The organism is Myxococcus sp. CA051A (assembly GCF_013336705.1).
Taxonomy (GTDB): Bacteria; Myxococcota; Myxococcia; order Myxococcales; family Myxococcaceae; genus Myxococcus; species Myxococcus llanfairpwllgwyngyllgogerychwyrndrobwllllantysiliogogogochensis.
Genome location: NZ_JABUMS010000008.1, coordinates 312,663 through 337,610, shown reverse-complemented (window position 1 = coordinate 337,610; position 24,948 = coordinate 312,663). Strand labels below are relative to the sequence as shown.

The following is a 24,948-nucleotide window of genomic DNA, read 5'->3' as shown; positions in this document are numbered from 1 at the left end:
TCCGGCCGACGTGACGTCACCTGGAACTCAGGCGACCTTCTTCTCGCGCAGCTCGCGCCGCAGAATCTTGCCGACGTTCGTCTTCGGCAGCTCCGTGCGGAACTCGATGTGCTTGGGACGCTTGTAGCCGGTGAGCTGCTCACGGCAGAAGTCCATCAACTGGGCCTCCGTGAGCGACGGGTCCTTCTTCACGACGAAGAGCTTCACGACCTCGCCCGAGTGCTCGTCGGGGATGCCCACGGCCGCCACTTCCAGCACGCCGGGGTGCATCGCCACCACGCCCTCGACTTCGTTCGGGTACACGTTGAAGCCGGACACCAGAATCATGTCCTTCTTGCGGTCCACGATGCGGGTGTGGCCGCGCTCGTCCATGATGCCGATGTCGCCGGAGCGGAAGAAGCCGTCGGCGAACATCACCTTCTCCGTCTCGTCCGGACGGTTCCAGTAGCCGGCCATGACCTGCGGCCCGCGGATACAGATTTCGCCCGACTCTCCCATCGGAACGTCGTTGCCGTCCTCGTCGCGGATGGCGATCTCCGTGCCGGGAACCGGCAGGCCGATGGTGCCCGAGTACTCCGTGGCGATGGGCGTGTTGCTGGTGGCCACCGGAGACGTCTCCGACAGACCGTAGCCCTCGATGAGCGGCACGCGCGTGGCGGCGAACCACTTGTCCGCCACCGCCTTCTGCACCGCCATGCCTCCGCCGTTGGAGACCATCAGGTGGGAGAAGTCGAGCTTGCTGAAGTCCGGGTGGTTGACCAGCGCGTTGTAGAGCGTGTTCACCGCCGGGAGGATGTGGAACGGCTGCTCCGACAGCGTCTTGATGAACGCCGGGATGTCGCGCGGGTTGGGGATGAGCACGTTCATCGCGCCCATGCGCATGCCCATCAGGCCGCACACGGTGAGCGCGAAGATGTGGTACATCGGCAGCGCGCAGATGATGTTCGCCTGCTCGATGTTCCGGCCCTTCATCGCGGGCTGGAGCCACGCCTCCACCTGCAACAGGTTGGCGATGACGTTGCGGTGCAGCAGCATCGCGCCCTTCGACACACCCGTCGTGCCACCCGTGTACTGCAGGAACGCGATGTCATCGCGCGTGGTGGTGGCGGGGGTGAGCGTGCGCGAGCCTCCCTCGGACAGCACCTGCTTGAAGCTGGTGGCGCGCGGAAGCTGGAACGCGGGCACCATCTTCTTGACCTTGCGGACCACGAAGTTGACCAGCGTGCCCTTGAAGCCGCCCAACAGGTCGCCCATCGTCGCGACGACGACGTGCCGCACCGGCGTCTTCTCCAGCACCTGCTGCAACGTGACGGCGAAGTTCTCCAGGATGAAGATGGCCTGGGCGCCGCTGTCCTTCAGCTGGTACTCCAACTCGCGCGGCGTGTAGAGCGGGTTGATGTTCACCACGATGTAGCCAGCGCGCAGAATCGCGGCGATGCACACCGGATACTGCAACACGTTGGGCATCATGATGGCGACGGTGGCGCCCTTCTCCAGGCCCCGGGATTGGAGCCACGCGCCCACGCGCCGCGACAACGCGTCCAGCTCCCGGTACGTGATGAACTTGCCCATGCACTTGAAGGCAGGCCGGTCCGCGTACTTGGTGAACGATTCTTCCAGCAGGTGCGTCAGCGTCGGGTACTGCCGGTCATCGATTTCCGCCGGAACTCCAGGCGGGTAGTGCTTCAACCAGGGCTTCTCCATCGGGCTCGCCTCCAAGGCGCGTGTCGTTGATGGGTTCGGGGACGCGGATGCTATCCCGATTGCGCGCACGACCGGCCCCCGGGTCGGCGGTTGTTGGGTGTCTGCCTTTGATGCGCTGCGGCATGACCGCGCGAGACGGGCGTCGGTCAGGTCCCGAAGGCGCGCGTGACTTCGGCCTGGACGATGCGGTCCACCCGGTAGTGCCGCCGCTCGCCGCTCCTCACGTCGAGTGCGTCCAGGCGAGTCTCGTGCCGGTCCATCACCACCGAGACGATTCGCACCTCTCGCGTGGTTTCCAGGAAGTTGCCGTCCACGTAGGTGATGCGCAGGGGCTGCTGCTCGAACCAGGCGCGCTCAATCGCCGCTCGGACGGACGCCTTGCTCGGCAGCGACGGCACTCCGAGGAAGGACAGCTCCTTGAGCCTGTCGAGCAGCTCGCGCTGCGCCGACGTGGAGAGGGCCGCCCGCACCTTGTCCAGCGCCGACTCCAGCGTCCCCGTGAAGGGCAACAGCCGCATGTCGATGGCGAAGCGCCCCAGCGCCACCAGCAGCGCCGCCTCCCGCGCCGTGAAGTTCACCGGCGGTAGGCTGTAGCTGCGGTCCAGCGCGTAGCCGCCCCCTCGCCCACGCTCCGCGGCCACCGGCATTGACGCGGCGCGCAAGGTGTCGAGGTCGCGGTAGATGGTGCGCACGGTGACACCGAAGCGCTCCGCCAGCGTCTCCGCCGTCACGCCGGTGCGGCGGCCTCTGAGGTACTCAGCGAGGGCGAAGAGTCGCTCGGTGCGTTGCATGCGGGGTGATACCTGACATACCGCTGACAACCGTGGGCGGCAAGCTGTGGGGCATGATGAGCGGCATGGTGGAGGACGAGTGGCTGTGGGGTTGGGACGCGACACCGGGCATCGTCTCGGTGTGGGCGGAGCCCGACGGCCGCGCGTCCATATGGCGGCGGATTCCGGGGACGGGGGAGCTGGTGCGCGAGGACGTGCGCTTCCGGCCCTGGCTGGTGCTCTCCACGCTGGAGGACCTGGACCACCTGGGCGCGCGGCTCAAGCCGGAGCGCGAGGGCTACGTTCCGGGCCGGGTGACGTTCCAGGAACTGTCGGGGCCGGGGGCGCTGCGCTTCCTCATCCGCGCGGAGGATGGGCGCGCGCTGGCGTCGGACGTGCTGCAAGGCGTGTCGCGGCGGCTGGGGCGCCCGTATTCGAACCTGCGCGACTTGAGCCCGGGCACGGTGCTGTCGCTGCCGCCGGAGGAGCAGTACCTCACGGCCTCAGGGCGCACGTACTTCCGGGGGCTGGGCTTCGACGAGCTGCATCGGCTCCAGTTCGACCTGGAGACCACCGGGTTGGACCCGGGCAGGGACCGCATCTTCCTCATCGCGCTGCGCGGGCCCCAAGGCGAGCCGGAGGTGCTGGAGGCGCATGGTGAAGGTGATGCGGCGGAGGCGGACCTGCTGCGCCGCTTCGTCGAGCGGGTGCGAGTGCTGGACCCGGACGTCATCGAGAACCACAACCTGCACGGCTTCGACCTGCCGTTCGTCGCGCGGCGCGCGAAGCTGCTCAACGTCTCCCTGCCCCTGGGCCGCGCGGGAGGTCCCGGGTTGCGGCACCGGCCGTCCGCGCGAGGCTCGGCGCTGGGACGTGGCGCGGAGCGCAGCGCGGACCCGATGCGGCGCGCGCGCTTCACGGTGCCCGGACGCGAGTTCATCGACACGATGGACGCGGTGCTGCGGCACGACTTCGCCGTGCGAGACCTGCCGGGCCACGGGCTCAAGGCCGTCGCGCGGCACTTTGGCATCGCGGGGCCGGCGCGCGAGTACATCCCGGGCGCGCGCGTGCACGAGGTCTTCCAGACGGACCCGGAGCGCGTGCGGCGCTATGCGCGCGACGACGTGGGGGAAGCGGAGGGACTGGCGCGACTGTTGGGCGGGGCGGCCTTCGCGCTCGCTCGCATGGCGCCCCGCCGCTACGAGCGACTGGCGGACGCGGGCGCGGCCACGGGAGTGCTGGACCCGTTGCTGGTGCGGGCGTACCTGCGGGCGGGGGCGGCGCTCCCCGCGCACGAGGAGGGAGATGGCACGTCGCACAGCGGCGCGGCGCTCCACCTGTTCGCCACCGGAGTGGCCCGGCGCGTGGTGAAGGCCGACGTGGCCAGCCTCTATCCGTCGCTGATGCGCGAGTACCGCATCGGCCCGAAGCGGGACCGGCTGGGGGCGTTGCTGTCGATGGTGGACCGGCTGACGGACCAGCGACTGGCGGCGAAGAAGCGGGCGCGCGCGGCGGCGCCGGGCTCATCCGAGCGACACGAGAACGAAGCGCTCTCCGCGGCGATGAAGCTGGTCGTCAACTCGGCCTATGGTTACCTGGGCGCCTCCGGGCTGACGCGCTTCTCGGACGTGCACGCGGCCAACGAGGTGACGCGGCGTGGGCGCGCGGTGCTGGCGCTCCTGTGTCGCGAGCTGGCCCGCAGGGGTGTCACGCTGCTGGAGGCGGACACGGACGGCGTGTACTTCGCGGTGCCGGAGGACTGGCGCGAGGAGGACGAGCGCCGGGTGGTGGCGGAGGTCGCCGCGCTGCTGCCCCAGCGCGTCCAGCTCGAGTTCGACGGCCGCTATGCGGCCATGCTCTCGCATGAACCGAAGAACTACGCGCTCCAGGCCTACGACGGGACGCTGCTGCTCAAGGGCGTGGCCTTCCGCTCCAGCCGCGCCGAGCCCTTCGGTGAGGCCTTCCTGCGTCGCGCGGTGCGCTGCCTGCTGGCCGGAGACCTCGCGGCGGTTCGGGACGTGTATGTCTCCACGGTGATGGCGCTGCGCAGGCGACAGGTGCCCACGACAGAGGTCGCCGCGCACGTCCGGCTGACGAAGGACTCCGCGCAGTACGGCACGTTGCGCGAGCGCCGGCGCGAGCTGCCCTACGAGGCCATGCTCGCTGCCGGAAGGAAGAGCTGGGGCTCCGGCGAGCACATCCGCGTCTACCGAGCCGTGGGGGGACGTGCGGGGCTGTTGCCGGAGCCGGAGCCGGACGACATCGGGAGCACTTCCTCCGAGGCGGGGAACGAACCGCGCGACTACGACGTCGAATACTACGTGCGGCTGTTGAAGGAGACATTCGCCGCGCGGCTGGTGCGGGGGCTGACGCCGCTCGACTTCTCCACCGTCTTCGATGACCCGGGCCAGCCGTCCCTCTTCACGCCCTCGCTCGCGGACGCGAAGCCCATCCTCACCGTGGTGGCGGAGCCGCCGGAAGACGAGGCGTCGGAGGACTCGCGGGCGGACGAGTCCCCGGGAGGTCCGTAGGTTGAATCGCCCGCTCGCCAACGTCCGGCGGGGTGTGTTGGCTTCTGGGCAGGTGAGGGAAGGGCGCGTGGGACCGCCGTGTAGGATTGAAGCCGCTGACGAGAGGTCCAGGTCGCTTCATGCAGCGCAAGTCCGCCGACCAGGGGGAATCGACCGCGGGGCACTCATCCGGAGCGAGCGCCCTGGTTCGTCGGCGCGTGCCCACGCTGACCATCGTCTCGCACCCCGACCTCCAACGAGCGGGGGAGCGGGTGCTGCTCGAGGTGATGGAGACGCTGGGCGTGCCCATTTCCGTGTCGCGCAACGGACCGGACTTCGCGCGACCGGGCGCGAGCGGCGCGCGGCCCCTGGATGACCCGTTCCTCAGTCGCACGCCGTTGATGCTGGAGCCTCGGCCCCACGGTGGGCTCCGGCTGATGACTCCGATGCAGGGCACCCACGTGCGAGTCGGCGACCTGACCGTCAGGAGCGGCGGCGTGGAGCTGACGCAGGCGGAGCTGGGCGCGGGTGTGCCCCTGGTGCTCGCCGAGCGCGTGGTGTTGTTGCTGCACCTGACGTCCGTTCCGGGCCCGAGAGCCGGTGGGGACCTGGGACTCGTGGGGCCCTCCGAGCAGCTCCAGCAGCTCCGGGACGACATCCTGCGAGTGGCGGACCTCCAGGTGCCGGTGCTCATCCGAGGTGAGACGGGCACGGGCAAGGAGCTGGTGGCGCGCGCCATCCACGAGCACGGCCCGCGTCGCTCGGGGCCCTTTGTCAGCGTCAACCTGGGCGCGCTTTCCAAGGAGCTGGTGGCCTCGGAGCTGTTCGGGGCGCAGCGAGGCGCGTACACGGGGGCCAGCAGGGACCGTGAAGGCTTCTTCCGCGCCGCGCATGGCGGCACCCTGCTCCTGGACGAAGTGGGGGAGGCTCCCGCCGAAGTGCAGACGGCGCTCCTTCGCGTGCTGGAGACGGGTGAGGTGTATCCGGTGGGAAGCCATGTCCCGGTGCCCGTGGACGTGCGGCTCGTCGCGGCGACGGACGCGGACCTGGAGACGCGCATCGCGGAGCGGCTCTTCAAGGCGCCGCTCCTGCACCGGCTGGCGGGCTTCGAGCTGCGGGTGCCCGCCTTGCGCGAGCGCCGCGAGGACATGGGCCCCCTGTTCCTCCACTTCGCGCGTCGGGAACTGGCGGTCATCGGTGAGGCACATCGACTGATGGCGGGAGATATCCGTGGCGAGCCCTGGCTGCCCGCGTCCCTGGTGGCGCGGCTGCTGCGTTATGCGTGGCCCGGCAACGTGCGGCAGTTGCACAACGTCACCCGGCAGCTCGTCATCGGGAGCCGGGGGCTCTCCCAACTGCGCGTGGAAGCGCACCTGGAACAGCTGCTCGACTCCGCGACCACACCCGTCGGGGGACGCGCGCTTCCAGAGCCCGCCTTGCGCTGGGCCGACGTGGATGCCTTGGGGAGGACCTTGATGCCGGGAGTGTCCATCCGTCGGCGGCCGTCGGACGTGGGGGAGCAGGAGCTGCTGGCGACCCTGCGCGCCAGTGGGTGGGACCTCCAGGCGACCGCGGTGCGGCTGGGCATCTCCCGGTCCTCCGTCTACCTGCTCATCGAGAAGAGCACGCTCCTGAGGTCCGCGGGCGACGTGAGCCCCGAGGAACTCACCCGGTGCTTTCATGAGTGCGCGGGTGACGTCGATGAGATGGCGCAGCGCTTGGAGGTCTCCCGCCGCGCGCTCCAGCGCCGCATCCGCGAGCTCGGCCTGGACGGCGTCTGACGTTCGGGCGTGCCTGGGCGCCGTGGCCTGCTTCGGCTTGAGGATGCTGGCCGTCCTCCAGCACTGGCGGCTTCCCTCCGTGCCAGTGCCGTGAGAGGCGGTGGACCCGCTGGCGGGACTCAGCGATAGCGCCGCTCCACCTCGAGGATGGGGATGTCGTTGGCGCTCATGTCGCGGCGGCGCATCAGTCCCTCGGCGTCGAACTCCCAGTGCTCGTTGCCATGGGTGCGGAACCATTGCCCCGTGGCGTCGTGCCACTCGTATTCGAAGCGCACGGAGATGCGGTGCTCGGTGAAGCACCACAGCTCCTTCATCAGCCGGTAGTCCAGCTCCCGGGCCCACTTGCGCCGCAGGAAGTCCGTGATGGCCTCGCGCCCCCGGAAGAACTCGGTGCGGTTGCGCCACTCGGAATCCTCCGTGTAGGCGAGCGCCACCCGCTCGGGGTCTCTGCTGTTCCACGCGTTCTCGGCGGCCTGGACCTTGGCGCGGGCCGTCTCCAGCGTGAAGGGCGGGCGAAGAGGGGAGGGCATGTCCTGCTCCTGTCTTGGGATGGGAAGCAGGGCCTCCCATGGAAGTGAAGCCTCCACCCATTGCACCCCCCGTGCCCTCGCCGCGCTCGCTGCTGACGCCGGACTGAACCAGGATGCGTACTTCACTCGTCACCACGAAATCTCGGGGTGGACGAGAAGTCGTGGCGACCCGAGGCGCGCCTGGGTAAGCAGGAGCGATGTACGCCGAGGCGCTCCAGTCCATCTCCCTGGCCATGGCCCAGGTCCGCTCGGTGGACCTGCTGCTCGCGCGCATCGTCCAGGGGCTCGCCGCGCAGCCGGATGTGGCGCTGGGCCGCATCTGGCTCATCGCGCCGGGTGACCTCTGTGGGACGTGTCCCATGCGCGCCGAGTGTCCGGACACCTCCCGGTGTCTGCATCTGGCGGCGAGCGCGGGGGGCTCCCGGAAGAGCGACGAGGCGTGGTCAGGTCTGGAGGGAGCCTTCCGGCGCTTTCCCCTGGGCGTGCGCAAGGTGGGCCAGGTCGGGGCGACCGGAGAGGCCGTCCTCCTCCAGTGCGCCTCCGGAGATGCGGACTGGCTGGTGCGGCGGGAGTGGGCGCGCCGCGAGGGCATCCAGAGCTTCGCGGCCCAGCCCCTCGTCTTCCGGGGCGAGGTGCTCGGGGTGCTGGCCGTGTTCAGCCGCCGCAAGCTGGGGCGCTCGGAGTTCTCGTGGCTGCGTGCGTTCGCGGACCATGCGGCGGTGGCCCTCTCCAACGCGCGGGCCTTCGAGGAGGTGGCTCGGCTGAGAGGGCAGCTCGAGCTGGAGCGCGACTATCTGCGGGAAGAAGTGAAGGACGCGCTCTCCTTCGGAGAAATCGTGGGCCGCGGGGGTGCCCTCCGGCGGGTGCTTCAGCAGATTCAGCCCGTGGCGGCCACGACGGCCAGCGTGCTGATTCTCGGGGAGTCGGGGGTGGGCAAGGAACTCATCGCCCGTGCCATCCACGAGCAGAGCCCTCGCCGGGAGCGGCCCCTCATCCGCGTCAACTGCGCCTCCATTCCCCGGGAGCTGTTCGAAAGCGAGTTCTTCGGCCACGTGCGAGGGGCCTTCACGGGAGCGCACCGGGACAGGGCGGGCCGCTTCCAGGCTGCTGACGGGGGAACGCTCTTCCTCGACGAGGTGGGGGAGATTCCCCTGGAGCTGCAGGGCAAGTTGCTGCGGGTGCTCCAGGAGGGCTCGTTCGAGCGCGTCGGTGAGGACGTCACGCGCAAGGTGGACGTGCGCATCATCGCCGCCACCAACCGGGACTTGAAGGGGGAGGCGGCGGCGGGTCGGTTCCGCGAGGACCTCTACTACCGGTTGAGCGTCTTCCCCATCGAGGTGCCGCCGCTGCGTCAGCGACTGGAGGATGTCCCGCTGCTCGCCGAGCACTTCCTCGAACGTGTCTCCGCACGGCTCAAGGTTCCCGTGCCCCGGATGAGTCAGGCCCAGGTGCAGGCGCTCCAGCGCTACGACTGGCCCGGCAACGTCCGAGAGCTGGAGAACGTCCTGGAGCGCGCCGTCATCCTCTCGCGCGGTGGGAGGCTGCGGTTGGACCAGGCCCTTCCGGAGGGCCGCCAACCGATGACGGGGGGCGCAGCCTCCTTCCTCTCCGAGCGGGAGTGGCGCCGCCGGGAGAAGGACAACCTGAAGGCGGCCCTGACCGCGGCGGGCGGCAAGGTGTACGGACCGGGTGGCGCCGCCGAGCTGCTGGGCCTGGCTCCAACGACGCTGGCCTCCCGACTCAAGGTGCTGGGCATCAAGGTCCGCTGAGCGGCACCGCGCGTTCGTGACGCCGCGCCACGAGACTTCGTGATTTACGAATTGTCGTGGTTCCCGGACTCCCCGCGTCAATGTTTCAACTCAGTAGCAATTGACTCAGGGTGGTGTGAATCGCCGGATTATCCGCCCATCCGGAAACTATTGTATCTGAATTGACGATATTTCGGGATGACTGGCCGCTCCGGCCCCCCCTCCTGGAGTCTCGCGTGCTTCGTGCGCCGTGTTTGCCGCTGTGCCTGCTCGTCTTGGGGTTGTCCTCCACCGCCCTGGGACAACCCTTGGTGGACGCGGGGGCACCCTTCGGGATGCTTCCCCTGATTGACGAGGTGAACTGCGGAGACCCCGCGGATCCACATCCCGTCATCCACGGCGCCAACAGCACCTCGACGATTCGCTCCCTCACGCTGGACGGGGTGACGCGTCCGGTGCGCGCGATGACGATGGGGCCGCGGGCGAAGTCCTTCTCCTACAAGCTGGGGGCGGGCAAGGGGCTCCAGGCCGGACGTGCCTACCTGTTGGTGGTGGAGTACCCGGATGACGAGTCGCGGCTGATGGGGGTGGCCAACAAGGGCGCCGACAAGTTCCGGGGCATCAGCACCGGCACGTCCATTGGCGACTTCCGGGAGCAGTACGCCTATCCCAATCCGGAGTCGCTCAAGTATCCGCTGTCGCGCAAGTGGCAGCAGTTCCGGCAGTTCTTCTACCTGCACGACCGCTTCGCGCCCATCGTCGGTCAGCGCAACGTGGAGGACACCCGGCGCCCCGAGGGACCGGCGAATGGTTTCTGGGTCTCCGTGGGGCACTTCGCGCGCCATGGCTCACCCACGGACAAGGGCACGGCTGTCTCTCGCATCCGGCTCTTCGAGGTCCCGAATCCCGCGAGCCTGGACCTGGCCATCAACTATCCGCCCGCGCCGCTGCCTCGCAGGCATGTCTTCTGGCGGGAGGAGATGAACGACGACACGGCCATCTGCGCGCAGGGCGCGGAGACGGACTGTCAGCCCGCGACCTCGCCCGGCACGTGGTTCGACTACCGCATGAAGCAGGCGAAGTTCCTCGGCATCGACACGTACGGGCACGACCTGATGGAGTTTGGCTACACGGAGGGTTGGGACGCGGACTCGTTCTCCGCGCCGCCGTGGTACGTGCAGCCCAGGGACCCGACGCTGTGGGCCACGGCGGTGTCTCGCCCGGCGGCCAACGGGTTCTCCGTGCTGCCGTATTACGAATACACCGGTGCCATCTCCGGTGAGCGCGTCTACACGAGCACGTCGTGCGTGCAGGACTCCGATTGCAAGTCCATCTCCAAGTGGCACACCTGCATCGAGCCCTGGCAGCAGCCGCCGGTGTGTGGGCTCAAGCCGCTGGGTGAGCAGCGCCGGTGCAAGCCGCTGTTCGACCGGGACGGGGACATCTACTCGCCCATCTACTGGGCGGACGATAACTGCGTGGATGTGTCGGACCCGGATGCGCTGGCGGACGTGAAGAAGTTGATGGACGCCACGGTGCTCCATTTCAAGAGCCAGGTGAACTTCCTGGGTGCGTGGTTCCGCACGCGCCCCACGGACCTGCCGGTGAGCTTCGCGCCGGAGGCGCTGGGCCGGTTCTCGAGCGACACGGGTCAGAGCGTGTCGCGCCCCATGCTCCAGACGAACGTCACGCTGCGGGCGCAGTACTACGCGTGGTGGTTCGGCAAGCGGCGCGCCTTCCTGGAGGCCATCCGCGACTATCTCCGGCAGAACGGCGTGGCGAATGCGCAGGTCCTCTTCACTCCGTATCCGGAAGAGGGGCTGCCCACGCCGGAAGACCTGCCGGACATGGCGGTTACCGTCACGGACGATCCGGCCGCATGGTCCGTCATCGACAACCAGGGGTGCTGCGCGCCGGGTGACACCACGGACCGCTGCTGTCAGTACCGCTATCCCCCCACCGAGCCCGCCGCGTTCCTCCAGGACGGCACGTACCGCAAGGCCCTCACCTCGGACGAGCTGCCGCCCACCGAGCACCTGAACCGCAGCTGGGGCGAGCCCTTCAACAGCTTCCCGCCGGCGGACCCTGACCGCTACAAGACGTCGGAGGGCGTCTACCTGACGTATCCGTTCAATCGCCTCTACAGCGTGGCGGACAGCGCTCTGCTCAACCGCTTCCGCACCGCATCCGGTCTGGCGATGGTGCACCACTTCCCGCTGAACGAGGACGACGGCAAGGGTGACTACGCCAAGGACACGGCGGACGAGCGCTATGGCAACTGGCCGATGGGGGGCTTGTGGGGTTACCTCTCCATGTCGGTGGACCGGCAGGGGCCGTACTCCATGCTGGCCGAGGCGCGCGCGGTGGCCAACGGGGACCCGACGCTGCTGGGATATCTCGAAGCCTCGTCCATCAGCCGTGGCTTCCCCGAGTACACGCGGGCCTTCCATGCGGCGTATCTCGCGCTGCCCGCGCTGCCAAGCACCGTGGTGGCCGGCGCGGCGTCGGACGCGGAGGTCGTCGTGCGGAAGATGGCCACGGCGCAGGGCAACTTCTACGCGGTGGTGAACACGTCGATGCAGTCGAAGCAGGGCGTGACCATCACGCTGCCCGGGGAGACGCAGCCCATCGTGGACCGGGTGAGCCGAGGCGTCGTGACTGGTGTGAGTCTCAGCCTGTACCCGGGCCAGCTCCTGGCGTGGCAGGTGGGAGGCGCGACGGGCGGCGGGACGGATGGTGGAACGGGACCGACGGATGCGGGCTCGGGGCCAGGGTGTCTTGACGCTACGGGCATGGGGGACGCGGAACCGTTCAAGGCGCTGGGCGCGGACGCCGAGGCGGAGCAGGGCTGTGGCGGTTGCGGCACGCGTGGGGGAACGGGCGCCATCACGCTGATGGGGCTCATGGGGCTCGCGCTGTGGTTGCGTCACCGACGCGCGTGAGGAAGCACGACGGCGGGTGACGCGCACCAGGTCCGCCGTTTCCGCCGAGGCTTCAGTGTGGAGCGGAGGGCCCTGGATGTGGGTTTGCGTGCTGGGGCTCCCTTCCGTCGCTGTCGGACGCAAGTGCCATGAAGTGACGAGCACCAGGTCTGTCGTTGCCGCCGAGGCTTCAAGTTGCTGGGCGTGGTCTGCATGCCGGGCTCGCGTCCATCGCCGTCGGACGCGACCGTCATGCGGCGCCGCGCACCGGGCCTGTCGTTGCCGCAGAGGTTTCAAGTGGGAGCGGCGGGCCCTGGATGTGGGTTTGCGTGCAGAGGGGATCCTTCGTCGCTGTCGGACTCGAGCGTCATGCAGTGACTCGCACCGGGTCCGCCGTTTCCGCCGAGGCTTCAGCGGGGAACGGTGGGCTCGGGCGTGGGTTTGCGTGCAGGAGTTCGCGTCCGTCGCCGTCGGACGCGAGCGTCATGCGGCGTGGCGATTGCTGGCGGACGTTTCCGACGCGGGCGCCCCCGTCATGCCGCTCGTCCCGACGCCGTGCCGGTATGCCCGTGCTTTACTCCCGCCGTTCAGGCCGTCCGCCGCAGCCAAGGAGCAGGAACCGGTGAAGAAGCTCGTCAATGAGCCCAGGGCCGTCGTGAGGCAGATGCTGGAGGGATTCGTCGCGCTCGCTCCGGGGCAGGTGTTGCTCGACGACGAGACGGTGGTCATCCGCGCCGACACGCCGGCCGACCCCCGGCAGCGCAAGGTCTCCATCATCTCGGGGGGGGGCAGCGGGCATGAGCCGGCGCATGCGGGCTACGTGGGCGCGGGCATGCTCGACGCGGCGGTCGCCGGGGACGTGTTCACCTCACCGAGCACGGACGCCGTGCTCACCGCCATCCGAGCGGTATCCGGCCCCGAGGGCTCGCTCCTCGTGGTGAAGAACTACACCGGTGATCGGCTCAACTTCGGCCTCGCCGCCGAGCTGGCCCGCGCGGAGGGCATCCCCGTGGAGGTCGTCGTGGTCGCCGATGACGTCGCCCTGCGCGACACCGTCGAACCCGCGCGACGTCGCGGCATCGCCGGCACCGTGCTCGTCCACAAAATCGCGGGCGCCGCCGCGGCTGCGGGCCTGTCCCTGAAGGACGTGCTCCGTGAAGCGCAGGCGGCCTCGGCGGAGCTGGGCACCATGGGCGTCGCGCTCGGCCCGTGCACCGTCCCCGCGGCGGGCCGTCCTGGCTTCACGCTGGGCGACGATGAAATCGAGCTGGGCCTGGGCATCCACGGTGAGCAGGGCGTGCGACGCGTCCCACTCCAACAGGTCGATGCGCTGGTGGACACGTTGCTCTCCACCATCATCGAGGACCGGAACCTCGAAGCACGCACCCCGGTGGCCCTGCTCGTCAATGGACTGGGTGGCACTCCACCGATGGAACTGGCCATCGTCACGCGTCGAGCCCTCACGCTCCTTCGCGAGCGCGGCCTGCGAGTCGAGCGGGCCTGGACCGGGACGTTCCTCTCCGCGCTGGAGATGCCGGGCTGCTCGCTGTCCGTGCTGAAGCTGGACGACTCGCGCCTCGCCCGGCTCGACGCGAAGACCACCGCGCCCGCATGGGGAGGGGAGGGCCGCCTCGCACCCGAGCGGCCCGTGCGTTCCGTCCCCACCACGCCGCTCACACCTCCCAGCCAGGAGGCACGTCAACCGGGAATGGAGCGAGTGAAGGAGGCCGCGCTCGCCGTGGCCGCGGCCTTCGAGGCGAGCGAGACACGCCTCACGGAGCTCGACAGCGCGGCGGGAGACGGGGACCTGGGCCTCAGTCTGTCGCGCGGCGCGGCGGCGATTCGCACCCTGCCCGAGTCCTCCTGGACGAATCCCTCGCGAGCCCTCACGTCCATCGGCGATGCCCTGCGGCGCGCCATCGGCGGAAGCTCGGGGCCGTTCTACGCCACGGCGCTGCTGCGCGCCGCGCGTCGGCTCTCCGAGGGCTCCACTGATGCTCCCGCCTGGGCGGACGCGTTCGGCCTCGCCGTCGACGCGGTGGCGCAGCTCGGCGGAGCCCGGCCCGGAGACCGCACCATGCTCGATGCGCTCAAGCCCGCCGCCGATGCCTTCGCGCGAGAGCTGAAGGCCGGAAGGTCGACCGCCGAGGCCTGGGCCGCGACGGTGCTCGAGGGTGAGCAGGGCGCGGAGGCCACCGCGCGCATGCAGCCTCGGCTCGGACGCGCCAGCTACCTGGGGAGCAGGGCGCTCGGTGTGCCCGATGCGGGCGCCGCCGCCGTCGTTGTCTGGTTGAAGGCGCTCACGCCCTTCATCGGATGAGCGTTGGAGAGTTGCCCTGCGGCGCGGCCCGCTCCGGCGGACCACCGACGGGCCGGATGGCTTCCCTGGGGCGACGCGGAGGACGCCAGCCGAGCGATACCCGGAGATAGGGCGCCGGGCCCGTGGACTGGAGCAACCCCAACTCCACCCGGTCCCGGTTCTTGTCGAGCAGCGCGTAGTCGTTCAGGAAGTCGAGCCCGATGGACGAGCTGACCCAGAGGTTTCCAGTGCCCAGGCGCGCATTCACCGTGGGGCCGAAGCGCAGTGCCGTCTCCCGGATGTAGTGCGGCTTGGGGCCCTGCTCGTCATACGGGATGCGAGAACGGAAGACCTGCTGATCGAACATGCCGGTGATGCCCAGCTCCAGCCCGTCGCCCACCTTGTACAACATGGCGAGCCGAGGCAGGCCCACCTCCAGGATGTACGGCCCCTTGCGGTACGCGAAGGCAATCATGGGGACGACGGGCGTGGCGTCGAACGGATACAGCGCCACCAGCCCGAACGTCAGCCGCACGTCCGGGTCTCCTCCAATCAGGTAGTTCGCCATGGCGAAGCCCGCCCACGAGGTGTCCAGCCCGAAGTCGAAGGAACTCTTGAAGTCCGTGCGCGTGTTCGCCACCGCGCCTGTCACCAGCATCCACCGGGGTGTGAGCGGACGAATCAGCGTGAGTCCGAGCTGGAAGCGATGGAACTGTCTTCCCAGCTTCTCCTCGGCGACGTCCGCGAGCGGGCCGTGCTGCTCCAGCCCCATGAAGCGCGTCTCGTAGCCGAAGGAGGGCACGAGCACCGTGCGACCCAGGAACACGGGCGGGAGAGGGAGGCGCAGCTCCAACTGCTTGCGCTCATCCAGTCTGCCGCCTTGTGAGCCAATCTCGGTGCCGCGCGCGAAGGTGACGCCAACGTAGGCCCGGTCCTCCGTCGTCTGCGCACCCGCCGTCCAGGCGAAGAGCAGCGCGCAGGCGAGCAGCGCTCCCTGGGCGGCCACGCCCCGAGCACCCGCGCTCCAGAGCGTCGAAACCCACCGGACAGTCCTGGTCAATGCCACGCAGACCTCACACCGTTTTCCCGGCCGAAGCTCCCAGTATACCCGGAGCCGAGCGGCCAAGGCTTCTCATGGAGGTTCGACCAGGACATTCCACTCGTCAGGAGCCGGGCGGACTCCTAGCCTGGATGCATGACGCTCTTCGAAAAGTTGCTCCAGGAACCCTCGCTCCACGCTCACGCTGGCTCGGCCGCCAAGCGGGCCTCGCTCAAGGCGAAGCTGTCGCCCTCGGCCGAAGTGAAGCAGGTGGCCACGGACCTGAGGATCTCCGAGGGACAGGACCAGCTTCTCGACGCGAAGAGCGTCACCGTGAAGGGCAACCTCATCATCGAGGACCAGGGCCGCCTGCTCGTCGCGGGAGACCTGGTGGTGGAGGGCAACATCATCCACGAGGGCTTCGACTACTCGCTGCTTTTCGTCGGAGGCTCGCTCAAGGCGAACAACCTCCTCTTCCACGGAGAGATTGTCGTGCTGGGCGACTTCGCCCTCCAGGGTGTGGCGTGGACCTACTACAGCGACTACTCCGCCTACGCGGACACGCTGTCCGCCCGGCTCGTCGTCTCGGATGACCGCGAGGACGCCATCGACAAGGTGCGCGCGCCGCAGCACCTCGTGGGCCATTCCAGCGAAATCGGTCCCAAGCTGGGCAAGCTGCTCCACAAGGGGCTGGTGGATGAGGAGGGCGAGTGGTCCTACACCACGCTCGCGAAGAAACTCCTGAAGAAGGAAGAGCTGCTGCCGTGACGTGAGCCCCGGCCAGGGCCTCGCTCCAACGGTCCGCTCGGCTCAAGGACTTGCAGGTAAAACGCGAAAGACATCCGGATTGTCTGCGCCATCCGGAGACCTCCTGTGTCTCGGGGATAACCCCCCTCTCTTCGTCCCCCCGGGCGAAGGGCCTCTCGAGGTCGATCGATGCGCATCCCGATGGATTTTCCGAGGGCGCGGCTCGCCGCGTTCCTGCTAGCGCCCCTGCTGTCGATGTCCTGCGCGGGAGGCGCTCCTGACGAGTCGCTTCCCTCTGGAGACGGCGCCCCCGAAGTGGGCGCGCTCCCCACGACGCCGGACGCGGACCTGGCCGCTGCCGCCGCGCCTTCACTCGCGACGGTGCTCGTCGCGACGGGCGCGTCGTGGCGCTACCTGGACACGGGCGTGGACCTGGGCACGACGTGGTCGGCGACGGGCTTCTCCGACGCGGCCTGGCCCGCGGGTGCTTCGCCGCTGGGCTACGCGGAGACGGACCTGTCCACGGCGGTCTCCTACGGCTCCAACGCGACGAACAAGCACATCACCACGTACTTCCGGCACGCCTTCACCGTCGCGGACGCGGCGCGGGTCAGCGAGCTGCTGGTGCGGCTGCAGCGGGATGACGGGGCCATCGTCTACCTGAACGGCACGGAGGTCTTTCGCAGCAACCTGCCCGCCGGAACGGTGGGCTACCGTACGCTGGCGCCCGCCACCGTCTCGTTGCCCGCGGAAGAGCAGACGTGGATGAGTCAGGCCGTCGACGTGGCGGCGCTGCGCACGGGGACGAACGTCCTCGCGGTGGAGCTGCACCAGTCCGCGGCGAACACGTCCGATGCGCGCTTCAACCTGGAGCTGAGCGCCACGCTGACGACCGCGCCGACGCCCATCTCCGCGTGCTACCCGTTCGACATGCCGACGACGGCGGCGCTGCGCGCGGCGCCGAAGAAGGTCTTCGGTTTCTATTACCCCATCTTCCCCATCTCCATCGACAACGCGCAGCCCGCCTCGGACTACTGGACGGGCTGGATGACGCCCGAGTCGCGCAACGGCGAGTACGCCAACATCGGTGGACTGATGAGGGACCGGCCGTTGCCCCGCGCCCCCTGGGCCGACAGCGCGTGGCGGCAGCGTGACTTCGAGACGGAGGTGCGCCGCGCGATTGCCTCCGGCATGGACGGCTTCCTCTACGAGCACCCGTACCGCGTCTCGTCCGACACGCGGAACAACCAGCTCACCGTCATGCTCGCGGCGGCGGCGGCGGTGGACCCGGAGTTCCGCATCGTCCTCAGCCCGGACTTCCCCACCGAGGCCGCGGGCACCACGGATGGACTGGTGTCGATGATTGCCTCCGTGGCCAACCACCCGTCCGTGCACAAGCTGGATGGTGCCATCGTCCTCGCCACCTTCAACCCCGAGCGCAAGTCGGTGGCCTGGTGGACGGAGCTGAAGACGCGGCTGGCGGCGCAGAACATCCAGGTCACCTTCTGGCCGCTCCTGTCGTACACGGGCGACGTGACGAAGTACGCGGAGTGGAACCCCCTGGTGACGGGCTTCTCAACGTGGGGCGAGCGCACCGCGCAGTCCGCGGAGAACATGCGCCGCTGGAGCGTGGAGTCGCACCGTCGCGGCAAGAAGTGGATGTCGCCCGTCGCGTTCGAGGACGTGCGCCACAAGCTCACCGACAGCGAGAACAGCAGCCGCGTGTACTGGGAGGCGCAGAACAGCCTCGCGTTCCGCTCGCAGTTCGAGAAGGCGATTGAAGGCGACGCGGACTGGGTCACCCTGCTGACGCTGACCGACTACGGCGAGTCGTGGATGACGGCGTCGCAGGAGCGCGGCTACGTCGTCATGGACTGGATTGCGTACTACACCACGTGGTTCAAGACGGGTCAGCGGCCCACCATCGTCCGCGACACGCTCTATTACACGCACCGCCGGCACCGCACGGATGCGCCCTTCAACGCCGCGAAGCAGACGGCGCGCGTGATGAAGCTGCGGGGCGGGGTCGCCGCGTCCAACCAGGTGGAGCTGCTCGCCTTCCTCAAGGAGCCGGGCCGGCTGGTCATCACCCAGGGCACCGACGTGCGCACGCTGGATGTGACGAGCGCGGGAGTGACGGCCTTCCAGGCGGCGCTGGTGCCTGGCACCACGCCTGTCTTCGAGCTCCAGCGCAACGGTGTCACCGTCCAGCGCCTGGAGAGCAAGACGCCCATCCTCGCGCAAACCGTTTATCAGGACCTCATGTATCACGCGGGCGGCGGACGCTCCTGCACGCGGCCCTGAGCGTCGACGGGCGCGGGCCCGGAGGATAGGGTCCGCGCCGTGACAACGCGTTACGGCTTCATCGACACGAAGGGGGAGCTGGTCATCCCCAGCCCCCATGGCACGCCCTTCAGCTTCAACGAAGGCCACGCTCGCATGCCCGTCGAGGGCGGCTGGGCCTTCATCGACGTGAAGGGCCAACGGACGCTGGACGTGAAGCGTGCGTTCACCGGCTTCAGCGATGGGCTGGCCCTGACGGACGCGGGCTTCATCGACGTGAAGGGCAAGCTCGTGTTGCCGGTGGAGTTCAAGGCGAACTTCACGAAGTACGTCGTGGCCGGGGCGACCTACGTCAACGTGGGGCGCTTCGGCTCGGGGCTCGCGCCGGTGATGCGCGCGGGGGCGAAGGGCTCCGATTCGTACATCAACCGGAAGGGCGAGGTGGTGCTGGACGGGTTCGGCGGTGGACTCGCCCGGCCCTTCTTCGACGGCAAGGCACACGTCGTCTTGAAGGAGCGCCCCAAGGCAGAGCAGAGCCGGCTCATCGACCCCAAGGGCCAGTGCCTCGCCAGCTTCGACTTCGAGACGATGGGTCGCTTCTCGGACGGGCTGGCGCTGGTCGTGAAGGGCAAGAAGTTCGGCTTCGTGGACGAGTCCGGCGCCTGGGTGCTGGAGCCTGGCTTCTCGAACTGGGACACGAGCCTGACGGAGTGCGCGTTTCGCGAGGGGCTTGCTCCCGTGAAGCAGAAGGGCGCCTATGGCTTCATCGACCGGAAGGGGGCCCTGGTCATCGAGCCCCGCTTCCAGGCGGTGAATGGCACGTTCTCGGAAGGGCTGGCCGCCGTGAAGGAGAACGGCCTGTTCGGCTACCTGCGCCCGGACGGAAGCTGGGCGGTGACACCCCGCTTCGCTTCCGCTCAGCCCTTCTCCCACGGGCTGGCCGTGGTGTTGAACGGCTGACGACGCGCGCTACTTCGACGGCGTGTCGGTGCCCGTGGTCAGCAGGTGCGCGGGCACGGGCGTGGCGGTGGCCACGTTCCAACTGTCGGGGCGGCCGGCCACGTCACCCGTGGGTCGCACGCCGTTGCCCAGCACGCCCGTCTTGTTCCGGCCCCAGGAGTAGATGGTGCCGTCCGTCGCGGTGGCGTAGTTGTAGAACGACTGCGCGGTGTTGTGCAGGGCCGTGAAGGTAACGCCCGGGGCCACCTGCACGGGGCGGAAGACCATCTTCTCGTACTTGCCCCAGTCCCAGTTGTACGGGGAGTGGTAGGTGGCGAAATCCAGCATCGCTCCATTGCCCACCTCGCCCAGCGCGCTGTCGCCCCAACCCCACAGCGTTCCGTCGTCCAGAATCACGTGGGTGACGTGGCCGCTCGCGGAGACGTGGACGACCTTGTGCGTACCGAACTCCGGGAATGACAACTTCACGGGCGTGGACACCGGATACCAACCGCCTTGCGGTGGGCCGAGCCCCAGGTATGTCCCCTGGAGGCCCCACCCCCACAATCCCCCGCTCTCGTCGAGCGCGATGACCCACTGGCTTCCTCCCGCGGCAAGCTCTTTGACGCGAGCGGGGATGTTCAACGAATTCGGTCGCGCATAGTCCGGGTTGTTGCCCCTGCCCAAGGTCTCACCGCCAGCGCTGCTGCCCCAGGCCCAGACCTTGCCGGTGTCATCGAGCGCGAAGATGCTGCTGTCGTTCGTGGTGAAGCCCGTGATTCGCACGCCCTGCGGCAGCGGGACGCGCACGGGCCGGGTGATGTTGCGCGGCTCCCTGTTGCCGTCTCCCGCGATGCCCAACGTGTCTCCAATCGCCTTGCCGCTCATGCCCCAGACCCAGACGGAGCCGTCCGCCTTCAGCGCCATGTTGAACAGCAGCGCGCTGCGCACCGCGATGACGTTGTCGAACGTCGCGCCGGTGGAGTCCTGGAGGATGAGGTACGGCTGGCCGTTGTTCGGCGTCGTCGTGCGGTTGGGGTAGTCGTTCGTGGTGCCGTCGCCCCGCTGGCCGTAGAGGTTCTGTCCAAAGGTCCAGACGCGGCCCTGGACGTCGAGCGCGACGCTCTGGAAACCGCCGCCCGCCACGTCCTTGAAACGCAGCTCCGCGGGCAGGGCGATGTCGACGGGCGGGACCTGGTTGTATGGGTTGGCATGGCCGACGCCGAGCTGCCCGGCGCGGTTGGAGCCGATGCCCAACACCCGACCGTTCACCAGGTAGAACAACTGGTACTCGGCGCTGGCGATGCGGGTCAGCCCCGCGAGGCTGTCGGTGGGCCCTCCACCCGCGTCCTGCGTTCCCGCATCCTGAGTCCCCGCGTCTGGTGCTCCCGCGTCTTGTGTTCCCGCGTCGTCGCCGGCCACCTCGACGAACCCCGTGTCTGGAGGGTCCTCCGTTCCCGAGTCATCGGACGACGCGGAGCACCCCATGAGGACCACGGCGAGCGAGACGAAGAGCGTACGGAAAAGTGACATGTGTCTATTGTCACTTGATTGCCGCAATAAAGGGAAGTCAGGCGGAGATGGACTCCGTCCGACATCCTTCAATCGCCCCCGGTCACGGGGCTGACCTGCCTGCTCACTCGGGCCCGCGAGCCTGGCCTTCAGAGGGGAGACCGGCGTGGATGTGAAAGCCGACGCGAGTCCGTGTACCTTGGGTGGCATGTCACGCGGACGCGGTTGGATTTTGTGGGTGGCGGCCTTCGCCTACTGGACCTTGCAGGGGCTTGCCGCCTCCAGTGAGGCGCACTCGGTGCGGGGCGTGTCCTGGGCTCATGCGCTGCTCACGGATGGCTTCGCCACCGCGCTGTGGGCGCCCGTCACCATCGCCGTCGTGTACTACGGCCTGCGCTTCCCCTTCGAGCGGCGTCGCTGGCGCTCCCGTCTGGCGCTGCATGTGGGCGGCGCGCTCGCCGTCTCGTTCTTCCGCGCCACGGTCATCTACTCGCTGGACCCGTACTTCCACTGGTACGACGCGCCCCCCGCCTACACGGCCGTCCTCGAGCACGCGCTGCTCTACAACCCGTTCATCTACCTGACGCTCCTGGGCGTGGCGCACGCCATCTACTACGCCGAGCAGCTCCGGCTTCGGGACACCCAACTCGCCCGCGCCCAGCTCCACGTCCTCAAGTCCCAGCTCCACCCGCACTTCCTCTTCAACACGCTCAACTCCATCTCCGCCCTGGTGCACCGGGACCCGATGGGCAGCGAGCGGATGATTGCTAGGCTCAGTGACTTGCTGCGGGGCACGCTGGATGCCGCGGGCCGCGAGGAGGTGACGCTGCGGGACGAACTGCGCACCCTCCAGCTCTACCTGGACATCCAGGGCGTGCGCTTCACGGACCGGCTCCAGGTGAAGCACGAAATCGAGCAGGACACGCTCGGCGCCCACGTGCCGCACCTGTTGCTCCAGCCCCTGGTGGAGAACGCCATCCAGCATGGCATCGCCCCCCGCTCCGCCCCGGGCACGGTGACGGTGTCCGCCCGGCGTGAGGGCTCGGCGCTGCTCCTGGAGGTCCGCGACGACGGCGTCGGGCTGCGCGAGGCGACCACGCCCAGGACCTCGGGGGGCGGCAAAGGCCTGTGGATTACGCGGGAGCGGCTGGTCCAGCTCTATGGCCCGGACCACCGGCTGGAGCTGCGCGGACGCTCGGAGGGTGGGGCGCTGGTGTCCCTGGCCATTCCCTTCCGGACGGAGCCGGCGACATGACTCCGCCCATCCGCGTGCTCATCGTCGACGATGAGCCGCTGGCCCGGGAGCGACTGAAGGAGCTGCTCGCGGACGAGTCGGACATGGCCGTCATCGGCGAGTGTCGCGACGGTGTGGAGGCCATCGCCGCCATTGGCAGGGAGCGTCCGGACCTGGTCTTGCTGGACGTGCAGATGCCGGAGCCCGACGGCTTCGGCGTGCTGCGCGCGGTGGCCCAGGAGCAGCAGCCGGCGGTCATCTTCGTGACGGCGCACCGGGACTTCGCGGTGCAGGCGTTCGAGGCCAACGCGCTCGACTACCTGCTCAAGCCGTTCGACAGGGAGCGCTTCCGCCTCAGCCTCGCGCGGGTGCGCGAGCGCCGCCGCACCGGGGCCATGGAGTTGGACTCGGACCTCATCGAGCGGCTCGAGTCGCTGTCGCAGCGCCTGCCTCCCACGTCGGAGCCCTACGCGACGAAGTTGGTGACCAAGGTGGGCTGGCGCATGCGGTTTCTTCGCGTGGAGGACATCGACTACCTGGAGGCGGAGGGGAACTACGTCTCCGTCCACCTGGGGAAGCAGTCGTACCTGGCGCGCGAGACGATGAACGCGCTGGAGGCGAAGCTGGACCCGAAGGACTTCGTGCGCGCGCACCGCTCGCTCATCGTCCGCGTGGACCGCATCGAGGAAGTGGAGCCGCTGCCCCCGGGCGAGTTCGTGCTGACACTGAGGGATGGCACGAAGCTGACGTCCGGCCGGAGCTACCGCGCCAGGCTCCAGCGGGCCCTGGACCTGCCCTCCTGAGCGGGGTGGGGCGGCGATTCCACCGTTGGCCCCAGGACCTCCACCGTTCGTCACAACTCCATCGCGAGTCTCGGGAGGTCGGGCGACTGTGTCTCCAACACAAGGAGACGTCGCATGAATCGATTCACCCCTGGGAAGTCGTGGTCTCTTGGCCTCTTCGTCGCCATGTCCTCCATGACGATGGCGTGCGCCGCGCAGGAGCCTGAGTCCGCCAAGGTGGCGGAGGCGCTCGGCGCGCAAGAGGTGTCCAGCGAGTCGTTGCGGTTCCTGACCTGCCCCGCGGGCGGCAGCATGTTCGCGCCGGGAGAGGTCTCCCTCCCGGACCGCTCGGAGTACCGGCTCACCTTCTCCTCGGACGGCAACACGGCGTACTACCACGTGGATGCGGCGGAGGCGCCGTTCCAGGCCATCTACGAGACGCACAAGGTGAACGGCCACTTCACCCCCGGACAGCTGGTGTCCTTCTCCGGCACGTACCTGGACACCGACCCGTTCCTCACGCCGGACGGCAACTCGCTGTTCTTCTCGTCCACCCGTCCCGTGACGGGCACCGAGGAGCGCGCGGACTCGGACCTGTGGGTGGTGCACAAGCAGGCGGATGGAAGCTGGGGCGCGCCGCAGCACCTGGGCCCCAACGTCAACTCGGACCGCCAGGAGCTCTACGTCAGCGCGACGCGTGATGGGACGGTGTACTTCGCCAGCGGTACGTTCGACTCGGACTTCAACATCTACCGCTCGGAGCGCCGCGGCCCCGGCTACGCCCCCGCGGAGAAGCTGGGCACGGGCGTCAACAGCCCGGACTACTGGGAGTACAACTCGCACATCTCCGCGGACGGCCGGGTGCTCATCTTCGCCTCGCTGAACCGTCCGGAGGGTCACGGCCTGGGAGACCTGTACGCGAGCATCAACGTCGGGGGGCGCTTCACCAAGGCCATCAACCTGGGGCCGGCGGTGAACACGGAGAAGGACGAGTTCCACCCTTCGCTGAGCGTGGACGGGCGTCACCTCTACTTCGTGCGGCAGACGTGGGCGCCGTTCGTGCCGTCGGACTTCTACCAGCTCGACACCTACTGCCTGCTGTTCCAGTGACGGCGAGGGAGACCGCCACCCGGGGCGGCGATCTCTTGACGTGAAGCAAGGCGGGGCGGGCGGGGAGTGGCGCAGGGGCACTCCACGCTCGCCTCGCTGTTTCGTCGGGGGGGATTCAGCCGGCGATGTGCCGCGCGCCTATCGCGAGGCGCGCTTCCCACGCGCGGCGGCGGCCTGCGCGGCGTACTGCCCGGGCGCGCGGCCCACGAGCGCCTTGAAGTCCCGGATGAAGTGGGACTGGTCGAAGTAGCCGAGCTGGAGCGCGAGGCTCGCCATGTCGGGCGCGTCCGCTCGCGCGAGCTGCTCGGCGGCTTCGTGCAGGCGATAGCGCTGGATGACCCACTTGGGGCTCACGCCCACGGCCGCGCTGAAGCGCCGCTGGAGGTTGCGCGGCTCCAGCCCCGCGAGCGCCGCCACCTGCTCCATCCGCGTGAGGGACGCGTCCACGGCGAGCCGCTCCACCAGGTCGCGCATCCGCGCAATCGGCTCGGGCATGGCGGGCATTCGAGGCCGCAGGAAGTCCTCGGCCAGCACCATGCACCGCCGCACGTCCGGCTCCGCGAGGATGGCGTCCTTGAGCGCGATGCTCTCCTGCCCGAACACGGAGCGCAGGCTCACCGTCCGGTCCGTGAGGCGCGACAGCGGGGCCTTGAGCCAGGGCTGGAAGGCGGCGGGACGGAACTTGATGCCGAACACGCGCGACTGTCCCTGGAGCCTGCGGTGGAACCGGCGTGACTGCACGCCCGCGATGCGCGCCTGTCCCCGCTCGAACACCAGGTGCACGCAGGGGTGGGGCAGGGTCTCCGCCAGCAGGGGCGGCTCGCCGCGCAAATCCCAGCGCACCGTCCAGAAGTGCTGGATGAACGCTTCCAGGTCAGCGGAGGGAGCGAAGCGCTCGTGCGCAATCCTGCCCTCGGGGGCGGGGCGCTGAAGGACGCCACGGGGCGCGTCGATGCGAGGGCGGCTCACCGGCGGGCATTCTGTCGGCGTGTCGCGTTTTTGCAATCGGCGCGGAACAGGCACCTGTATCTGGTGGGCC

At 69.0% G+C, this 24,948-nt stretch carries 17 protein-coding genes; 11 read left to right on the top strand and 6 right to left on the bottom strand.

The features are described 5' to 3' along the window. Positions 1–27: 27 nt before the first annotated feature. Both HUA74_RS24290 and HUA74_RS24285 read right to left on the bottom strand, forming a co-directional pair. Entirely contained in the window at positions 28–1,704 is a 1,677-nt protein-coding gene (locus tag HUA74_RS24290) for a long-chain fatty acid--CoA ligase (protein WP_174456458.1), read from the bottom strand. Positions 1,705–1,850: 146 nt separating this feature from the next. After that, positions 1,851–2,495 carry a YafY family protein gene (locus HUA74_RS24285; RefSeq protein WP_141643678.1) on the bottom strand — a complete coding sequence of 215 codons (645 nt, stop codon included), beginning with the start codon at positions 2,493–2,495 and terminating at the stop codon, positions 1,851–1,853. Between the two features lie 56 nt (positions 2,496–2,551). Here HUA74_RS24285 and HUA74_RS24280 point away from each other — a divergent pair, with 56 nt between their 5' ends. Beyond that, on the top strand, positions 2,552–5,005 hold the full coding sequence (locus HUA74_RS24280) for a DNA polymerase domain-containing protein (RefSeq protein ID WP_174456573.1): 2,454 nt from the start codon (positions 2,552–2,554) through the stop codon (positions 5,003–5,005). A 119-nt stretch (positions 5,006–5,124) separates the two neighbouring features. Continuing rightward, positions 5,125–6,765 (top strand): sigma 54-interacting transcriptional regulator, encoded by a 1,641-nt coding sequence (locus tag HUA74_RS24275; RefSeq protein WP_174456457.1) that lies wholly within the window; start codon positions 5,125–5,127, stop codon positions 6,763–6,765. 119 nt (positions 6,766–6,884) lie between these two features. On the opposite strand, the gene HUA74_RS24270 is transcribed toward HUA74_RS24275, so the two are convergent. Further along, complete coding sequence (locus tag HUA74_RS24270) at positions 6,885–7,295, bottom strand: nuclear transport factor 2 family protein (RefSeq protein ID WP_174456456.1); 411 nt, start codon at positions 7,293–7,295, stop codon at positions 6,885–6,887. A gap of 197 nt (positions 7,296–7,492) precedes the next feature. Here HUA74_RS24270 and HUA74_RS24265 point away from each other — a divergent pair, with 197 nt between their 5' ends. The 3 genes from HUA74_RS24265 to HUA74_RS24255 all read left to right on the top strand — a co-directional run bounded on the left by HUA74_RS24265 (position 7,493) and on the right by HUA74_RS24255 (position 14,284). Continuing rightward, entirely contained in the window at positions 7,493–9,064 is a 1,572-nt protein-coding gene (locus HUA74_RS24265; protein WP_174456455.1) for a sigma 54-interacting transcriptional regulator, read from the top strand. 215 nt (positions 9,065–9,279) lie between these two features. Continuing rightward, positions 9,280–11,985 (top strand): hypothetical protein, encoded by a 2,706-nt coding sequence (locus tag HUA74_RS24260; protein WP_174456454.1) that lies wholly within the window; start codon positions 9,280–9,282, stop codon positions 11,983–11,985. Between the two features lie 601 nt (positions 11,986–12,586). Then, positions 12,587–14,284, top strand: coding sequence for a dihydroxyacetone kinase family protein (locus HUA74_RS24255; protein WP_174456453.1), 1,698 nt, complete (start codon positions 12,587–12,589; stop codon positions 14,282–14,284). Here the strand turns inward: HUA74_RS24255 and HUA74_RS24250 are convergent. After that, the gene (locus tag HUA74_RS24250) at positions 14,274–15,329 is read right to left on the bottom strand and encodes a hypothetical protein (RefSeq protein ID WP_174456452.1); all 1,056 of its coding nucleotides are present in this window, start codon (positions 15,327–15,329) and stop codon (positions 14,274–14,276) included. The two genes, HUA74_RS24255 and HUA74_RS24250, sit on opposite strands and share 11 nt — an antisense overlap. A gap of 129 nt (positions 15,330–15,458) precedes the next feature. On the opposite strand from HUA74_RS24250, the gene HUA74_RS24245 reads away from it, so the two are divergent. The 3 genes from HUA74_RS24245 to HUA74_RS24235 all read left to right on the top strand — a co-directional run bounded on the left by HUA74_RS24245 (position 15,459) and on the right by HUA74_RS24235 (position 19,292). Then, positions 15,459–16,070: a hypothetical protein gene (locus HUA74_RS24245; protein WP_174456451.1), complete on the top strand. Its 612-nt coding sequence runs from the start codon at positions 15,459–15,461 to the stop codon at positions 16,068–16,070. A gap of 168 nt (positions 16,071–16,238) precedes the next feature. Then, complete coding sequence (locus HUA74_RS24240) at positions 16,239–18,353, top strand: endo-1,3-alpha-glucanase family glycosylhydrolase (protein ID WP_174456450.1); 2,115 nt, start codon at positions 16,239–16,241, stop codon at positions 18,351–18,353. 39 nt (positions 18,354–18,392) lie between these two features. Continuing rightward, on the top strand, positions 18,393–19,292 hold the full coding sequence (locus HUA74_RS24235; RefSeq protein WP_371817303.1) for a WG repeat-containing protein: 900 nt from the start codon (positions 18,393–18,395) through the stop codon (positions 19,290–19,292). A 9-nt stretch (positions 19,293–19,301) separates the two neighbouring features. Here HUA74_RS24235 and HUA74_RS24230 read toward each other — a convergent pair whose 3' ends face one another. Continuing rightward, positions 19,302–20,804, bottom strand: a complete 1,503-nt coding sequence (locus HUA74_RS24230; protein WP_174456449.1) for a hypothetical protein — start codon at positions 20,802–20,804, stop codon at positions 19,302–19,304. A 217-nt stretch (positions 20,805–21,021) separates the two neighbouring features. Here HUA74_RS24230 and HUA74_RS24225 point away from each other — a divergent pair, with 217 nt between their 5' ends. The 3 genes from HUA74_RS24225 (at position 21,022) to HUA74_RS24215 (ending at position 23,909) form a co-directional block, all read left to right on the top strand. Further along, a complete protein-coding gene (locus HUA74_RS24225; protein ID WP_371817302.1) occupies positions 21,022–22,038 on the top strand; it encodes a sensor histidine kinase in 1,017 nt (338 codons plus the stop codon). After that, entirely contained in the window at positions 22,035–22,820 is a 786-nt protein-coding gene (locus HUA74_RS24220) for a LytTR family DNA-binding domain-containing protein (RefSeq protein WP_141643908.1), read from the top strand. The genes HUA74_RS24225 and HUA74_RS24220 overlap by 4 nt, the downstream gene beginning before the upstream one ends. Before the next feature lie 114 nt (positions 22,821–22,934). Continuing rightward, positions 22,935–23,909, top strand: coding sequence for a PD40 domain-containing protein (locus HUA74_RS24215; RefSeq protein WP_174456447.1), 975 nt, complete (start codon positions 22,935–22,937; stop codon positions 23,907–23,909). A gap of 138 nt (positions 23,910–24,047) precedes the next feature. Here the strand turns inward: HUA74_RS24215 and HUA74_RS46870 are convergent, their stop codons facing one another. Beyond that, on the bottom strand, positions 24,048–24,878 hold the full coding sequence (locus tag HUA74_RS46870) for a helix-turn-helix transcriptional regulator (RefSeq protein WP_174456446.1): 831 nt from the start codon (positions 24,876–24,878) through the stop codon (positions 24,048–24,050). Positions 24,879–24,948 lie beyond the last annotated feature (70 nt).

Bases quoted from the DNA above. Each gene is read 5' to 3' on its own strand.
- HUA74_RS24290 (WP_174456458.1), bottom strand. From the start codon at position 1,704: ATGGAGAAGCCCTGGTTGAAGCACTACCCGCCTGGAGTTCCGGCGGAA.
- HUA74_RS24285 (WP_141643678.1), bottom strand. From the start codon at position 2,495: ATGCAACGCACCGAGCGACTCTTCGCCCTCGCTGAGTACCTCAGAGGC.
- HUA74_RS24280 (WP_174456573.1), top strand. From the start codon at position 2,552: ATGAGCGGCATGGTGGAGGACGAGTGGCTGTGGGGTTGGGACGCGACA.
- HUA74_RS24275 (WP_174456457.1), top strand. From the start codon at position 5,125: ATGCAGCGCAAGTCCGCCGACCAGGGGGAATCGACCGCGGGGCACTCA.
- HUA74_RS24270 (WP_174456456.1), bottom strand. From the start codon at position 7,295: ATGCCCTCCCCTCTTCGCCCGCCCTTCACGCTGGAGACGGCCCGCGCC.
- HUA74_RS24265 (WP_174456455.1), top strand. From the start codon at position 7,493: ATGTACGCCGAGGCGCTCCAGTCCATCTCCCTGGCCATGGCCCAGGTC.
- HUA74_RS24245 (WP_174456451.1), top strand. From the start codon at position 15,459: ATGACGCTCTTCGAAAAGTTGCTCCAGGAACCCTCGCTCCACGCTCAC.
- HUA74_RS24240 (WP_174456450.1), top strand. From the start codon at position 16,239: ATGCGCATCCCGATGGATTTTCCGAGGGCGCGGCTCGCCGCGTTCCTG.
- HUA74_RS24230 (WP_174456449.1), bottom strand. From the start codon at position 20,804: ATGTCACTTTTCCGTACGCTCTTCGTCTCGCTCGCCGTGGTCCTCATG.
- HUA74_RS24220 (WP_141643908.1), top strand. From the start codon at position 22,035: ATGACTCCGCCCATCCGCGTGCTCATCGTCGACGATGAGCCGCTGGCC.
- HUA74_RS24215 (WP_174456447.1), top strand. From the start codon at position 22,935: ATGAATCGATTCACCCCTGGGAAGTCGTGGTCTCTTGGCCTCTTCGTC.